This is a genomic window from Ferdinandcohnia sp. GQ5, assembly GCF_059759275.1.
Map to the genome: position 1 here is coordinate 176,889 of NZ_JCAXEW010000007.1, position 14,482 is coordinate 191,370.

The following is a 14,482-nucleotide window of genomic DNA, read 5'->3' on the forward strand; positions in this document are numbered from 1 at the left end:
AAGGTACAACTTAGCGTTGTTCCTCGACTCGGGAATAAGCTCGTTGCTTTCCATAGATAGGAAACGCCACAACACCATTCTTGTTCCCAGTGTACTTGTTCCACTCACTGATCTTTCTCATAATGGCACCGATGGCATAGGAATCTGATGGTTTTAGCATTGATGCCTCTTTACCGAAACACTCACACCAAATTTCCATATTGCAAACAAGGGTTCTTTTTACTGTTCCAACACGGGTGCCGCCGTCAAATTCGCTACCGCCGAGGAAATTTCTACGCTCGTACAAAGACATCGTGTCCCAATCATCCGGCAAGAGCGTATCCAAGTAAGTACGAACCAGTCCTTCTCGTTCATCTGTTTCCATAGCATCTGCCTGTTCACTAGTTGCCATGGATACATCATCACCTTCAAGGTAGAGTTTTTCGCCCTTCTCATATAGCACTAGTGCCTCGGCCCAAATCTGCTGTACTTCCTCTTTGGTCATCTGCCAAGCTTTCTTTTTACCGTTACCGCTAATGCGGACTGGCCAAAATCTGCGGTTGCCCGTAATATCACGAAGAAAACCGCTTTCCGCATTAGTAGAACCTACAATTACGCATTGCCGGGGATGGCTTTCCACGTTAACTCCATAACTGGCACGGTACTTATCGTCCGCCCTCGAAATAAAGGACTTCACAATCTCCACATCCGTCTTACGCATCCCAGCAAGCTCACCGAGTTCCAACAACCAATATCCCTGAAGTTTTTCAGCCCCAGATTTATCTTTCATGTCCGTGAGAGTTAAACTGTCTGAAAACCAATCCCCTGCAAGCATGGCAAAGAAAGTTGACTTACCGATGCCTTGAGGACCGTTTAAGATAAGAACACTATCAAACTTTGTGCCTGGTCTATAAATACGGGCTACCGCTGCAACCATCGTTTTGCGAATAATTGCCTTTGTGTAGGAATTATCTGTTGCACCGAAATAATCAATAAGCAGATTTTCTACTCGACTAATACCATCCCATTTTGGCAGGGAGTCTAGGTACTCCTTAACAGGATGGTAGGCTCGTTCAGCCGCTACCGCTAACACAGCATCCTTGGTCTTGGTAGGCGAATAAACTCCGTATTTGCCACTTAAGTACACCTTCAGCAGTGCATTGTCCGAATCATTCCAGCCCGCCTTAATCTGGTCCCAAGGCAGACCACCTTTGGCATCAATACCATCACGGTGGCAGTTGAAAGCGATATGCTGTAATTCCTTATCATGACGAATAATCAAGACGATATTGTCCAAAGTGTCTTTTATCCGACCTTGCTTATCCAATTCCAATCCCGTCTGCCAATCCTCATCACTAAACTCCTCTTCAGCCTGGGCCTGCCTTTCCTTAGCAAACTCAGCTTTCACCGCTTCATCTTTTATAGCAAACTCGCACATTGCCACAAAAGACGGCATCCTGCCAGGAGCCGTAGTAGTGGAAGCTCTCTCATCTAAAGAGCCGAATTTATGAATACGAACGAGGTCAAAAGCATTGAGGAGCAGACCACTTGCTGGGTCGGTGGCATGGTGGCTGTATGCGAATTTATCATCATAGATAATCACACCCGCACTACTGTCAGCTGGAATATAGTCATAGCGTCCTTCCATAGCAGATGGTTCATAAACTGCTCCTAAAAATTTATCAATTGCTTCACGAACAGAGTAGGCACGACAGAATGTTCCTACCACACCTTCCTTTAAAAGCGGATCTGCTTGTTCTTTAAGACTGCGATTAATAACTTCAGACTGCCTGCTTGATACGGGCCAAGTCGATGTATCTCGCCAGTTTTCATATTTTGAAAGATAAATATCTGGGTTAAGTAATGCTCCATCCTGCTCTTCGTAGACAAATTCACCGTTAGAGGAAGTGGATGGCCAATACATAAGGCGATGCGCTTCATATGTCGTATCATCGAAAAGGTCAATCCCAATTTCTTTTGCCACCATACGTCCAACAGCTGCATATTCCTCTTCGCTGATCTCACGAGCAAGGGGAACGATAAGTCTAAGTCTCGGATTTTCTGGTGTGTGCTTATGGGTGGAGTAAACGCAACATTTGAAATCGAAAAGCATGCTGATTTGTTCCCAAATATCTGGTCTACCGTAATCCATATCAAGGGTAAGCAAAGAACGGCAGATAACATTGCCCTTCTTTCGCCTTCCTTCTTTTAAATGTCCTCCGACAAAGCCGCCCACGTCTTTGATATCATCTTGTTGACCCTTTTTTAACTTCCGATATTCTTCTACTGTTTCCGTGGTGCGTTGCGTCGTCTTTACACGGGAGCAAAAATCCTCCCAGGAGATATCTTTGTTTTTCCATTTTCTATCCATCCGGCTATTGCCCACTGCAATTTTCATAAGCTTTCAACCTCCTCATGCTCCGGGTTAAAATATCTGACCGTTTGTCTGCGTTTCTTGGCAACTTCAATCTCCCTTGCCATACCGGTTGAGATGGTATTGCCCAGCACCCACACCTCGGAGCATTTGCCCATGAGCACAATGTCCATGAATATGGCAAGCTCCCGTTCCTTTGGGTTCTCATCATCCATAAACTGAGGAAACATAAGATGGGGAGCAATCGGGATACAGTTTTGGTCTAAGGCAAACCTACAAAAACTGCGAGCCTTTTCAACGTTTCCTTCTACATCACCAGAGTAGGGAGAACAGATATATATAAGCGGCTTAAAGGCAGATTTTTTCTCTGCCTTTTCCTTTTTCATTATGTTGGTCAGTGCTTCATGGGGAGTTGGGTCATGGTATCCTTCGTGATTGAATTTGTTGATTCCCATTACGCACACTCCATTTCTATCTGAGGCAAAATACCGTCTGCCTTCATCAGTTCGTAAATGAAGAGTCTGCCTTTTTGAGTCCAGTATGTATGGACCTTTGTATGCTGTTGACCGTTACTGCCAAGGTAGCTATGTGTCTTAGTGCTGGTGTAACCTTTTTCTGCATACCTCTGATATAAAAGCCAAATGCCGCCTTGTTTAAACTGGACACCCTTTTTATTAAGATAGCGGTTCATCCAAATAGCTGACTTGCCGTAATCTTTAGCAATTGCTGAAGTAGAAATGAGGTCTTTACAATTTAAAACCACATCGTAATAAGAGACTTTCGGTTTCATTTCTGCAATTTGCTGATTTTGAACGGCAATCGTACCTTCAAGCACTTTATTTTGTTTCCTTACTTGAGTTAGCTGTTGATTAGCAATCTGAAGTGCCCTTGCCATGATTGCTTCTGGGGAATTCCATCTTCTTTCTATTTCAAGAAAGTATTGGCGACACTCTTTCCCTTTTGGAGTACGCTGTATCATGCATAGCTCTTTTGCCATGTCAATTGTTAACTGATGGTCAATGCTTGGTCTGCCTCCAGTACTTTCGCTCAAAAATGAGCTAAAGTCTGATCCTTCCTCAAATCCGTACTCACACATTCTTGGAAACCAATCTTTATAAGCGGTCTTTACTTCCAAGGCTTCATGTAAATCACGACCGAGTACGGTTGGTCGTTGATTTTCATAATTGATTTTTACTAATTCGTCCATACGAATTACCTCCTGCAATATAGTCAGAGGAAAGTTCCTCTACCTAATAGCCACAGGAGGTAATGATTGTTGAGGATTTTAAAAAAAATAAATTATACATCCGATTGTTTTTCGGAATTTGAGTATGTAAAATAGATTTAACAGTTGATTAGTAATTTTCTACTTTAACAAACGGACTAGATTGATAAACAAGAAATGGTAACGTAAACAGTAATAGGCCTATAGTGATTTGGGGCTAATAGGAAAAGAGAAAAACAGTCATTTTGGTATCATATTTTATCTATGACCTAGGTGAGTAAGGTTGGTAGAGTCTGAGGAGAATCAATTAAAATAAAAAATACAGAGCGAGAAATTCTCACTCTGTATTTTTTATTTTTGCATCGTTCACTTATCGCTTTTACTTGATGTTATTTTACGAGTGGCTAAAGCTATGATCCCACCAACTGCAATAAATACAATGTCCAAAACGATTTCCAACCCTTGAAACGCATCAATATAATTTACTAAAAACCAACTTTTTCCTCCATTAGTCAAATGATTGATTAATCCTCCTACTCCCTGAATAATAAAAAGTAGGCTGAGTCCACTGATAATTTCTTTCATGATGAACACCTCTTTAATATTTTTTCTAATTTAATATGCCTCTAAGACCGATATTTAAAAAAACTGCACCTATGACTCCTGTCGCTACCAAGAGTGAAGAGATTGGAGCTTCATTTAATTTTGACCTCATTTTAACAAGAATTTGTTGCAACCTTTCTTTAAATATAATATTAACCCCTAATAGTAATAGAGAAGGAAGCACCATTACTAGATTGTATCCAATAATTATTAAGATAGCAGGTGTAGTCTCAATTGTTTGATGATACATTAAAAAGATTGAATAAAAGTAAGGCAGTGCCGTTACAAATTCAATTAGGAAAACAATGATCCCTAATATAATCATCCCTTTAATAGTTGTATTTTTGGGGATAAATGAAATTAAACGTTTTTTTGTAGTCTCTTTTGGTTTACTGAAGCTTATTAGAACAAGAACTGCTCCAAGTAGGATATAAAACCAATTGATAAAGTCAAACTGAGACAATTGTTCTATTCTCTTCAATAATGAATTTCCACCAAAGTAGAGTAATAAACCCGTGATGAAATAGCCTAACTGCGTGATGAATAAAAACACAAATAAACGAGAAGATAACTGATTCGGTTGTGTCAGTAATAAATAGGCTGTTACAGTCAGTACACCGGGACTTAAAATATCAATTAAAGCACACAAAAAAATAATCATTAATGCTGAAGAAATGTCTAATGATGAAGAAGGCATCAATGCTTCAATAGTTTCGATCAAACAAACTAGTCCTCCTTTAAATGTTGTGGTATTATCTATTTAACACATCGTGCTATAAAAAGATAATAACACACTGTGCTAAATAAAGGAAGTGATTTTTATAATGCCAAAAATTGTTGATCATGATGAAAAGCGCAAACAAATTGCTGAGGCTGCATGGAATATTATTAGGAAAGAAGGGGTTGAGAAAGCGTCTATACGAAGAGTTGCAGCTGAGGCAGGGATGTCTTCTGGTGCGTTAAGACATTATTTTTCAACTCAAGATGAAATGTTATTATTTATTATGAATTACTACTTAGAAGAAGGGAAAAAACGTTCTCAAAATAAAGAATGGTCAGAAAACCCAGTGCAGGCAGTAGAAGAAGTTTTATTAGAGCTAGTACCAATAGATGAAGAAAAGAAAATTGAAACGAGTGTTTGGTGGATTCTTGCATTACGTTCACTTACAAGTGATACAATAAAGGACAAAAAAGATGAAATGACGGACGGTACATATGAATTAGCAAATTCAATGATTGAAATCTTAGCTCTAAAAGGCGTATTATCAGATTCAATGAATGCAGAATTAGAAAAGAGTAGGTTAACGGCATTAATAGAGGGATTGTCGATTCATGCTTTATTAAGACCTGATGTATACTCTCCAGAAAAGGTGAAGGAAGTTATTCGTTATCATTTAGAGACACTCTGCAATAAAATCAATTAAGCTAATCGGTCGATGTATCAATTATTGTCCCATGTGTTTTTAATAGACTTAGTCTTACCCCATGATTTATTATTAACTTTATAGAGAGAGGAGTCAAAATCGGTTCTTTCACTATATTTCTTCAAGATTCGAATTTTAACCCTTTATTCCACAAAAATGGAGCGTTTATTAAACAAACAAGATAGCACGTACCGGTCATAAAATAAGTGCTATCCTGTTTTCATTATTTAAAAATTGAAGGTCTTTTAACCTCCTCCCACACGATTATCCGATTACCAATTAATTTAATCTTTTTGATAAAACTGACACTCATAACCATCAGCACTAAGCAACAGGCCATTTGCCCATGTTGGTATCTTAGCCATCTGTTCACAAATTGCGGAAAGTGACGTCCCAATATCTGCCTCGATGATAATTTCATCGTGTACATGAGCCACAATGGAACAATTCTTTAATGTCTGCATGGCATGACACAAGATGTCACGACTGATTGCCTGAACAATATTCTCTACAAATTTGGGTCCATAGCTTTCGATTCTATCCCATTTTTTCGTCCCACCGACCCCTTCATAAGTAACCGACTCACCGCCAAACATATTCTCTCCCATACTAGGTTTCACATAGGCAAGCCGTCTGCCAGAAGGGAGGACAATGAAGAGCATTCCACTTTGATAGATAAATTTAATGCCGTGTGTCTCTGTGGGAGTTTTTTGCTTAACACAAGTTTTTACTGCTCGGTCAACATCCCACCAGAGTTTTGTGATATTGGGATTGGATTGTCTCCAAGCCGTTACAAGAGGCTGAAGTTCCTCTTCTTCAATTTCCATCTCTAAAGCACCCATTGATTTTAATGCTCCAACAGATCCACCATAACCGAGGGCAAGTTCCGCAATTTTCCCTTTCTGTCGAAGGTGACCATTCACACCATGCTTTTCAACCGGTACATTAAACATCTGAGAGGCACTGGCACAGTAGATGTCACCGCCCTTTTGGAATACATCCATTCTCCATTTCTCACCTGCAAGCCATGCAATGACGCGAGCCTCAATCGCTGAAAAATCTGCCACAATGAACTTCATGCCATCTTGGGGTATAAAAGCTGTACGGATAAGTTCCGACAGTACCTCTGGGATTGAATCATAAAGTAAAGTAAGTGCATCAAAGTTTCCGCTTCGAACCAAAGCTCGAGCCTGTTCTAAATCGGACATATGGTTTTGGGGGAGATTTTGTAGTTGAATCAGCCTGCCAGAGAATCTGCCAGTTCTGTTGGCTCCGTAAAACTGGAACATTCCTCTTGCACGACCGTCACTACATACCGCATTCTCCATTGCCGTGTATTTTTTCACCGATGATTTCGCAAGTTGCTGACGAAGTTCCAAAACAGTACCTAGTGGTTCAGGAGCCGTCTTTAACATCTCAGCAACCGCTTTTTTACCAAGAGTATCTGTTTCTAGCCCATTATCGGCAAGCCAGTCTTTCATTTGTTGTACAGAATTTGGATTCTCCAAATTGGTTATATCCTGCATTAAAGCCATTAGCTTTTCACGGGAATGTTCATCTATTGCAACAGCCTGTTTTACGAAAGTCATGTCAATGGCAATGCCACGATCATTGATTTCTTGATCGAGATGATATTCCTCCCAGATGTTCTCAGGCATCGGAAACTTAGATAATTTCTGTTGTATAGACATCTCGGCTTCCACATCACGAAGGTTATATGCTTTAAACCGCTCCCATTTATCCATGTCATGTTCTGGCAGATTACGAACTCGACCACCATTTGATTTAGTAGGGGAGCAAGGTGTACAGAAATATTTAATGAGGTCTTTACCCTCTGTTAACTTTTGTTTCTCCAAACCTAGAACTGCACCAACTCCCTCTAAAGAAAGAGGTAATCCCATATATGCCGACCATATCATGGAACATTTCCAGGATGCAGGATCAAGATAATCTGCAAGGTTAAGCCATTTTGATAGACACACACGCTCAAACATTGCATTGAAAGCCCACTTGGTAACGGATTCATCCATAAGTGCGTTTATGATTTCATCGGGGATATCCTCCCCACTGACAAGGTCAACCACCTGTACTTCACCGCCATCCACCGAATAACCAAATAGTAGAATTTCAAAATCATCACTCTCTGCATAACGGTAAACTCCAGACTTTTGAAGGTTGGCACTACTAAATGTTTCAATATCAATAGAAATAGAATTCATATATTACCGCCCTTTCCAATACAGACGAGGTGGCAGAAGAACAACCTCCACCACCTCGTCTGTATTTATTCCTTATGCTAGAAAATCATCATCATCAATAGTTGTGAAGTCATCAGCTGCATTGGTCCTTCCACCTAAAGGCTCTCCATCTCTTATCTTCTGGATGTTGCCAAGACCACATGCTACACCCTTATTGCCATTAGAGTTAAAAGCATAGAAATTTAGGGATACTCTTGCATAACAACCGCTGTAAACCTCGTTGCGATCCAAGATAGGTCTAACCGCTTTATCTACTATTTGGGGTGGCGTCTTGCTGTTGGCATTTACAAAATAATGCCCTTTATAAGCCTCATCATCACGTTCTACATCACCATCACGAAGTGGCAGTTTGATAGCCGCCTTATTCGGCTTTTTACCACCAAACTTTGCAATGCCCTCTTCAATGGCTGCATCTACTGCTGCATTGATAGCATTGATAGTTTCCTTATCTGTCTTGGGAATCAATACAGATACGCTGTACTTTTCCGCTCCGCCATTGATGGATACCGGTTCCCAACCGTGAAAATAGCTAAGACGTGTGTTGACTCTTGTAACAACCTTTGTTCTGTTTTGATTATTCATATTCCTATTCCTCCGTTATCTCGTTAAACTCGTTTTTTACGTTTGATATATTCATAGCTGGCCGCTTATCTGAAAGTGGAACCAGCGTTGGCTTACCTGGTGGTTTATGTATGAGACCACCGAGGATTTCTTGAAATTTTGATTTCCCCATCAGTTTCTGCATTTCCGTTAGGGTAATGAGACTCTGACGATAGATATCCTTATATCCGTTTGCCTTGGCCGCTTCAGCCACAGCTTCTTCGTCCTTATATTTGCGGACAGACCTGCCCTCGACTACCTTAAAACCGTGCCACTCTTTCCCGTGATTAACGGCAGCATCCGTGGCATAACCAATAATTTCATTGGCCCACTTTGTAATGTCGGACAATTTAGAGAGAACTTCCTCAATTTCAGATTCCGTAAGTAAGGGTGGCAGTTTAAATTCCATCTGCGCTAATTTCAGCTTTTCTTCTGCCCTTGCACGGCATTTGACAGCCGCTCGACAGAAAGTACACCATTCACCTGGAAGATAGTCACCTTCGCCTTCATAGGCCTTTTTCGCCTTTGGTTTCAGTTCATTTTCTGCCCAGTCTTTTAATTCCTTTACCGGGATTGTCCATGTGCTGACATTTTCCCTGCGGGGTTGGAAGATGGTCATGGAAACCTCCTCGATATCATACAGGCTATCGTAGATTTCCAAAGCACCAAGGGCATATAATTTCATCTGCGGATTATCCACCGCATTTACCAACACACCCATGCCGTACTTAAAATCGATAATATGAAGCTTTTTATCTCCAATAATGATGCAGTCACCAGTTCCGAACCCCTGTGGTACATAACAGGAAAAGTCAAGACGTTGTTCAATAAGTATTAACGGGTCGGTACAGCTTTGTTTCGCCAGTTCAAACTGCTCCATTACAAATTCAACATAGGCATCGCTGTGTTCTTCCATCTCATCGGTGTTATAAGATGAAACAGGACGCTTACTTCTCATGTGAAGTGCTTTTTTAAGTTTATGTTCACAGAGAGCATGGGCGGCGGTGCCTTCAGCGGCTGCATTGGATTCTCTATTTTCAAACTCCAGTTCCAATCTTGCAGATGGAAGGCAATTCAACCACCTATGGGACCCCGATGCGGAAAGTACTGCGTGATCACTCATTACCTAGTACCTCCGCATCTTTCAACATATCTGCATAATGTTTTGGGTCAACTTCGCTTAACTTAGAGCCACCGTATTTTTGGATGATTTCTCTCACCTGGTCAGTAAGACCAGCTTGACTCTTCTCAGCGAGTTTTGCTCTGACTTCCTCTAGAGTGATTTCCTTTTTCTTTGGTTCAGGCTCTTTTACAGTTGTCGTCGGTTCTTTTGCTTCGACAGGTTCATTGCTCGCCATCGCATCAGCAACCGCTTGTATACTGTCTGCCAAAGAGCGCATATCAGAAACCACATTAAGAAGTAGTTTGATTTTGCTCATGGTTTAATCCTCCCTCCTTAATCTCACTGATGGCGAGTTCCTGTACGGTGTCACCCGGAACAAGGATAGTCAGTTTCTGCTTATCACCAAGTAAGAAACAAAGGAAACGCCCCCTTATGGTGACATTACGGCAAGTTACAATCCCGCCAGACTGTGGAGTTTTTGAAACACTGATTTTCAAGTTGTGTTTCATGTTCTTCACCTCTTTCCGAGAGCGTTTATGTACTGCCCTCTATCTATTAGCCGTGGCAAGAGGGGAAAGTTGAGGATTCTGGAAAAACTTTTTTGAAATTCTTCTTAGCTGTATTTAAACGATGTGAAATAGCACTTTTACTTACACCCACACTTTTTGCATAGTCGGTCATTGACATGCCATCAAGATATACAGCAATAAAAGGTTCTGAATGTTTCGGCTTAAGAATGGTACGAATAATCTCACAGCAATACTCATATTCTTCTTTTTTCTCACGAGTCTCTTCATGTGTGTTATCAGAGAAATAGTCCATATGATCGGTTTCATCTACAGCTTGGTCATCTTTACGGAATGGCTTCTTTGGCATCCCTCTGTTTCTATCAAACTTGTGCCAGTTATTGTAGTCGGGCTTGTTAAAACGCTCGTCCATAATCTCCTGTGGTGAACGACGAGTTACCGTTTCCTTATCTTCGGCACAGGATAGCCTGTCCTCGTAATCTGCATCAATCATTAAGGTAAAGTCCTCGTCTGGTACCTCCAAATAGGTAGGTTTGTTGTCGTACATAATTCTAATTTTCATTTTGCATCCTTTCCGCCGGACTGCATTGGCGGCAAAGGATACAAAAATAGGTCTGTGCCTCGAAGTACACAGACCCTTTGTCCTGAAAATGAGCGCAACAAGGTAAGGTACTTCTATTGCAACGCATAACAATCCTTAACGGACTGAAACGTAACAATATGTATCCTTTGCCCTTATTGCAAATCAGGCATTTGATATTTTTATAGCTGGTAAGCGAACGAGTTTTTCTTTTTTGCTAAAAGTAAGCTTGTCTTACCATCTATTTAAATTTTATTAATTTGGGCATCTGAAATCCTCAGCTGACACTCTGCTGATACTCCGCAAATCTTTTTCATTTTCACCACGACAAAAAACTAAGCATTCGTAAAGAAATACTTAGTATTTTTAGATTATTGATTGAAACACGCTTAGTAAATTGCTATAATAGTAAATACGCATTAATAAAAACCATCCAATAGTGCTTGGAGGGCGTTAAAAATGGCATTTAGTTATAATAAACTATGGAAACTTTTAATTGATAAAAAGATGTTGAAAAAGGATTTAATGGAAAGAACAAATTTAACTTCAACAACGTTAGCAAAAATGGGGAAAGATTTACCGGTAAGCATGGATGTGTTAGGAAGAATATGTAAAGCTCTTGAAGTTAACATAGGCGATATCGTTGACTACATCGATGATGATACTCCGAAGAAATAAAACTATTGAAGGAGGCGCAATGTATGAAAAAGTTATGCTTTGGTACTTTTGCAACAATTTTAAAGAGATGCAAGGCTAAAAGAATTTCACAAAAACGATTGTGTGGTACCATGCTGCTTTCTATTGCGCCTACCTATGATATTAGTGGAGAAGATGGTACCGTTTCAGATTTAATACTAGGTAAAAAGAATTTATCCCCTATAGTAACCGATACCGCTCCTGGTGCAGACCCTCATGCTATCTCAGATTACTTTAAGCAAAACATTCTCCAGATGTTGGATAGTAATAAGAGAAATCTAATCGTTTTAGCCTTGAAGGACATTATTGCATCTGATGACTCTATCAAGCCTGATACAGTTGTTGAATTAGTAAACAGCATGACAAAGGAAGATATCATAAAGCGTAATGCCTTTGTATTAGAGGACTTTCTTGCAGGCATCCTACTTTATACAGTGCTTAACGTCGAAAATCGAAATTGTGAAAGTAGTGTTCGCGAGATAACAAATGAATACATACAGTCCTTTGAAGATAAAAGATTAGACATAAGCCTTATTAATACATATAGTAATTTGACTCCAAAGACTGCTTACGAAATTGCGATTGATGCCCACTCCCTCGTATTGCTTGCAGAAACAGGGGGCAAATGCCAAAAGTGCGGAAGAGTTTTAGGTATAAAAAAAGAAGGCAACGACATTAACTACGCTAAGGTCGTTCGCCTTTCAGAAACTGATGAAGTGGTTCTATGTGTTGATTGTGAACGTGAAATGCAAAGTGCCTCCGAAGAAGAGAAATTGGCTTTACTCTCGGACAAGCGTGACTTGGAAAATCTTATGATGGCAAGAGATGCTACTTCACGATATGTAATAGAGAAGCAAATTGAACAAGTACTTCGGGAAGTCGATTTAATGGATGTAACCGATGATACACAGTTAAAAATCGAACCTGTTAAGGTAGAAAATAAAATTACCGAAAAACGGTTGAAAGACCGGGTGCTCGGAGATGTTCGGCAGTTATATGAAGGGGTCAACGATTCATTATATAGGCTTGCAGGAGAAAACAGTTTAAACGTTGATAAATTTGCTAGAAATGTTAGGCGGATGTATGAAGATGCAAGTGAATCACATATATCGCAAAGCGAAATTTACTATCTGCTTGTTGAAACATTGTTTGAAAAGACAGGCCGCAAATATAGAGGTGCGTGTGAGATTATAATCTCCTACTTCGTACAAAGGTGTGAGGTGTTCGATGAGATTACCAAATAAAGTAATTCCCTATACTAATAGCGTTATTGCTCTGTTCCCAGATATCTTAGAGGCATTGGCACAACAGGACATGTCCCCTAAAGAATTGTTTGAAATAACAACTTTTCGTAAAAAGGACATGGCTGATTTCCTGAGTGCTTTAAATTGCTTGTTTGCATTAGGTAAAATTGAATTAATTGAGGAAGGGAGGGTGCTTCGCTATGTTAAAGGAAATTCAGTGTGATAAATTTGCACCGGATCATCGAGTTATCCGGTTTAATTCAGGCCTAAATACAGTTTTAGGTAGCGCAGGCGGTAGCAACGCAATCGGAAAATCAACATTTCTATGGATTATAGATTATGTATTCGGCGGTGAAAGCTATTACTCCCTAACTGATGATATAAAAAAGGAAATGGGTTCGCATATCATCTATTTCACTTTCGAGTTTGATGAACAGCCATACTATTTCTATAGAAGTACGGATGATCCTAAAAACGTATATCGAAGCGATGAAGAGGGCCGATTCATTACAAAATTATCGCTAGAAGATTTTCGGAAATTTCTGTTTCAGGAATATAAAATTGAGCTTCCTGCCCTTACATTTTCAGAAATAACCGAGCGTTTTTTCCGTATCTATGGTCGTGAAAATACACTTGAAAAGTATCCGTTGCTGGTAAAACCACGTGAGCAGGATGAAAAAGCTGTAGATTTTCTATTAAAGCTATTTGGGCATTACAGAATTCTTGCTTCTATAAAAAGTATGGAGGAAGAACTCGGAATTAAATCATCACAACTTAAGTCACGTCAGCGCCAGAAAGTGGATATAGAGAAAATTGAAAGTAACCAAAAAACAATAGAGTCGTTGAGGAATAGACTTCAAAAGCTAATGAAAAATAGTGAAGAAGCTCAATTAGCATTGTTCGGATTTGACACTCAAACGTTTGAACGAATTTCAGCAATCCAAAAAGAGTTGAATATCTTTGTTCGCAAGCGTAATCGCCTCCAATCACAGCTAAATGCTATAAAGAACAATATTGCTGAAAACAAAGTCGACACCGCAAGTGAATTTGATTCCTTGGTACATTTTTTCCCAAACACTAATTTAAAGGCTTTTGAAGAGATTGAATATTTTCATAAAAAAATCAGAGAAATTCTAAGTGAAGAAATGGATGAGGAAATCGAGCGATTACAACCACTAATCGGTGAATATGACAAAGAGATTACGCGCCTTAATCGAAAAATTGAAGAATCTGGTCTTGCAAAAGAGATGTCTGAGAGGGTACTATCCCAGTGTGTTAATGTGTCTAAAAGCATCGATAAACTTGAAGAAGAAACAGCTGAGTTAATTCATCAAAAGGAACTTCAAGAAACACGAGCTGAATCGGAACAAATACTTGAACAACTGTTGTTGCAACAAACAGAAAAGTTGGAGGAAATACAAGATGACATAAATCTGCGCATGGAAATAATAAATGGCGTAGTAACTGAGAGACAGGAGACCGCTCCTCTTTTGTATATTACTCCCCAAAAGGGAATCATCTTTGAAACACCTAGCAATACAAGTGAGGGAACAGCATACAAAAGCCTTGTTGTGTACGATTTAAGCATACTTGAATTACGGCCTATCCCTGCACTTATCCATGATTCAAATATTTTAAAGCGTATCGAGGATGTTCATCTGGAACGCATATTGGAGCGTTATCAGGCTAGTAGACGTCAGGTTTTTATTGCATTTGATAAAGCTGACTCTACAACTACAAAGGCTCATAAAATTTTAGAATCGACAGCAATCTTACGCTTATCGGACGGAAATGAATTATTTGGTCGTTCGTGGAGTAAATACGAATCGAATGATTATTAACATAGGAG

At 39.8% G+C, this 14,482-nt stretch carries 16 protein-coding genes; 5 read left to right on the forward strand and 11 right to left on the reverse strand.

The features are described from left to right. Window positions 1-10 precede the first annotated feature (10 nt). The 5 genes from AC6CHV_RS10825 to AC6CHV_RS10845 all read right to left on the reverse strand — a co-directional run bounded on the left by AC6CHV_RS10825 (window position 11) and on the right by AC6CHV_RS10845 (window position 4,902). On the reverse strand, window positions 11-2,377 hold the full coding sequence (locus AC6CHV_RS10825) for a VapE domain-containing protein (RefSeq protein ID WP_498078890.1): 2,367 nt from the start codon (window positions 2,375-2,377) through the stop codon (window positions 11-13). Next, on the reverse strand, window positions 2,374-2,808 hold the full coding sequence (locus AC6CHV_RS10830) for a DUF7768 domain-containing protein (protein ID WP_498078891.1): 435 nt from the start codon (window positions 2,806-2,808) through the stop codon (window positions 2,374-2,376). Before AC6CHV_RS10830 ends, AC6CHV_RS10825 begins: the two co-directional genes overlap by 4 nt. Then, window positions 2,808-3,560, reverse strand: a complete 753-nt coding sequence (locus AC6CHV_RS10835) for a phage antirepressor KilAC domain-containing protein (protein ID WP_498078892.1) — start codon at window positions 3,558-3,560, stop codon at window positions 2,808-2,810. The genes AC6CHV_RS10830 and AC6CHV_RS10835 overlap by 1 nt, the downstream gene beginning before the upstream one ends. Before the next feature lie 384 nt (window positions 3,561-3,944). Further along, complete coding sequence (locus tag AC6CHV_RS10840; protein ID WP_039236448.1) at window positions 3,945-4,163, reverse strand: hypothetical protein; 219 nt, start codon at window positions 4,161-4,163, stop codon at window positions 3,945-3,947. Window positions 4,164-4,188: 25 nt separating this feature from the next. Then, window positions 4,189-4,902 (reverse strand): GAP family protein, encoded by a 714-nt coding sequence (locus AC6CHV_RS10845; protein ID WP_498078893.1) that lies wholly within the window; start codon window positions 4,900-4,902, stop codon window positions 4,189-4,191. A 103-nt stretch (window positions 4,903-5,005) separates the two neighbouring features. Between AC6CHV_RS10845 and AC6CHV_RS10850 the strand changes: the two genes are divergently transcribed. Further along, window positions 5,006-5,605: a TetR/AcrR family transcriptional regulator gene (locus tag AC6CHV_RS10850; protein WP_015926218.1), complete on the forward strand. Its 600-nt coding sequence runs from the start codon at window positions 5,006-5,008 to the stop codon at window positions 5,603-5,605. Window positions 5,606-5,889: 284 nt separating this feature from the next. Here AC6CHV_RS10850 and AC6CHV_RS10855 read toward each other — a convergent pair whose 3' ends face one another. From AC6CHV_RS10855 to AC6CHV_RS10880, 6 genes are all read right to left on the reverse strand, one after another. Further along, a complete protein-coding gene (locus AC6CHV_RS10855; protein ID WP_498078894.1) occupies window positions 5,890-7,824 on the reverse strand; it encodes a DNA polymerase in 1,935 nt (644 codons plus the stop codon). A 72-nt stretch (window positions 7,825-7,896) separates the two neighbouring features. Continuing rightward, complete coding sequence (locus AC6CHV_RS10860; protein ID WP_498078895.1) at window positions 7,897-8,445, reverse strand: ssDNA-binding protein; 549 nt, start codon at window positions 8,443-8,445, stop codon at window positions 7,897-7,899. Between the two features lie 4 nt (window positions 8,446-8,449). Further along, window positions 8,450-9,586: a DUF2800 domain-containing protein gene (locus tag AC6CHV_RS10865; RefSeq protein ID WP_498078896.1), complete on the reverse strand. Its 1,137-nt coding sequence runs from the start codon at window positions 9,584-9,586 to the stop codon at window positions 8,450-8,452. After that, window positions 9,579-9,902: an rRNA biogenesis protein rrp5 gene (locus tag AC6CHV_RS10870; RefSeq protein ID WP_498078897.1), complete on the reverse strand. Its 324-nt coding sequence runs from the start codon at window positions 9,900-9,902 to the stop codon at window positions 9,579-9,581. Before AC6CHV_RS10870 ends, AC6CHV_RS10865 begins: the two co-directional genes overlap by 8 nt. Next, complete coding sequence (locus AC6CHV_RS10875; protein ID WP_498078898.1) at window positions 9,877-10,095, reverse strand: hypothetical protein; 219 nt, start codon at window positions 10,093-10,095, stop codon at window positions 9,877-9,879. Before AC6CHV_RS10875 ends, AC6CHV_RS10870 begins: the two co-directional genes overlap by 26 nt. A 46-nt stretch (window positions 10,096-10,141) precedes the next feature. Further along, entirely contained in the window at window positions 10,142-10,675 is a 534-nt protein-coding gene (locus AC6CHV_RS10880) for a sigma-70 family RNA polymerase sigma factor (protein WP_274338058.1), read from the reverse strand. A gap of 477 nt (window positions 10,676-11,152) precedes the next feature. On the opposite strand from AC6CHV_RS10880, the gene AC6CHV_RS10885 reads away from it, so the two are divergent. Genes AC6CHV_RS10885 through AC6CHV_RS10900 form a run of 4 tightly spaced genes read left to right on the forward strand, consistent with a single transcriptional unit; the run spans window position 11,153 to window position 14,474 of the window. Further along, complete coding sequence (locus AC6CHV_RS10885; protein WP_021623131.1) at window positions 11,153-11,371, forward strand: helix-turn-helix domain-containing protein; 219 nt, start codon at window positions 11,153-11,155, stop codon at window positions 11,369-11,371. A gap of 23 nt (window positions 11,372-11,394) precedes the next feature. After that, on the forward strand, window positions 11,395-12,633 hold the full coding sequence (locus tag AC6CHV_RS10890) for an ABC-three component system protein (protein WP_021623132.1): 1,239 nt from the start codon (window positions 11,395-11,397) through the stop codon (window positions 12,631-12,633). Beyond that, window positions 12,617-12,856, forward strand: a complete 240-nt coding sequence (locus tag AC6CHV_RS10895; RefSeq protein ID WP_021623133.1) for an ABC-three component system middle component 7 — start codon at window positions 12,617-12,619, stop codon at window positions 12,854-12,856. The genes AC6CHV_RS10890 and AC6CHV_RS10895 overlap by 17 nt, the downstream gene beginning before the upstream one ends. After that, on the forward strand, window positions 12,834-14,474 hold the full coding sequence (locus AC6CHV_RS10900; RefSeq protein WP_021623134.1) for a DUF2326 domain-containing protein: 1,641 nt from the start codon (window positions 12,834-12,836) through the stop codon (window positions 14,472-14,474). The genes AC6CHV_RS10895 and AC6CHV_RS10900 overlap by 23 nt, the downstream gene beginning before the upstream one ends. Window positions 14,475-14,482: the final 8 nt, after the last annotated feature.

Excerpts from the sequence above, each read along its gene's own strand:
- AC6CHV_RS10825 (WP_498078890.1), bottom strand. The coding sequence starts at position 2,377 with ATGAAAATTGCAGTGGGCAATAGCCGGATGGATAGAAAATGGAAAAAC.
- AC6CHV_RS10830 (WP_498078891.1), bottom strand. The coding sequence starts at position 2,808 with ATGGGAATCAACAAATTCAATCACGAAGGATACCATGACCCAACTCCC.
- AC6CHV_RS10835 (WP_498078892.1), bottom strand. The coding sequence starts at position 3,560 with ATGGACGAATTAGTAAAAATCAATTATGAAAATCAACGACCAACCGTA.
- AC6CHV_RS10840 (WP_039236448.1), bottom strand. The coding sequence starts at position 4,163 with ATGAAAGAAATTATCAGTGGACTCAGCCTACTTTTTATTATTCAGGGA.
- AC6CHV_RS10850 (WP_015926218.1), top strand. The coding sequence starts at position 5,006 with ATGCCAAAAATTGTTGATCATGATGAAAAGCGCAAACAAATTGCTGAG.
- AC6CHV_RS10855 (WP_498078894.1), bottom strand. The coding sequence starts at position 7,824 with ATGAATTCTATTTCTATTGATATTGAAACATTTAGTAGTGCCAACCTT.
- AC6CHV_RS10860 (WP_498078895.1), bottom strand. The coding sequence starts at position 8,445 with ATGAATAATCAAAACAGAACAAAGGTTGTTACAAGAGTCAACACACGT.
- AC6CHV_RS10865 (WP_498078896.1), bottom strand. The coding sequence starts at position 9,586 with ATGAGTGATCACGCAGTACTTTCCGCATCGGGGTCCCATAGGTGGTTG.
- AC6CHV_RS10870 (WP_498078897.1), bottom strand. The coding sequence starts at position 9,902 with ATGAGCAAAATCAAACTACTTCTTAATGTGGTTTCTGATATGCGCTCT.
- AC6CHV_RS10875 (WP_498078898.1), bottom strand. The coding sequence starts at position 10,095 with ATGAAACACAACTTGAAAATCAGTGTTTCAAAAACTCCACAGTCTGGC.
- AC6CHV_RS10880 (WP_274338058.1), bottom strand. The coding sequence starts at position 10,675 with ATGAAAATTAGAATTATGTACGACAACAAACCTACCTATTTGGAGGTA.
- AC6CHV_RS10885 (WP_021623131.1), top strand. The coding sequence starts at position 11,153 with ATGGCATTTAGTTATAATAAACTATGGAAACTTTTAATTGATAAAAAG.
- AC6CHV_RS10890 (WP_021623132.1), top strand. The coding sequence starts at position 11,395 with ATGAAAAAGTTATGCTTTGGTACTTTTGCAACAATTTTAAAGAGATGC.
- AC6CHV_RS10895 (WP_021623133.1), top strand. The coding sequence starts at position 12,617 with ATGAGATTACCAAATAAAGTAATTCCCTATACTAATAGCGTTATTGCT.
- AC6CHV_RS10900 (WP_021623134.1), top strand. The coding sequence starts at position 12,834 with ATGTTAAAGGAAATTCAGTGTGATAAATTTGCACCGGATCATCGAGTT.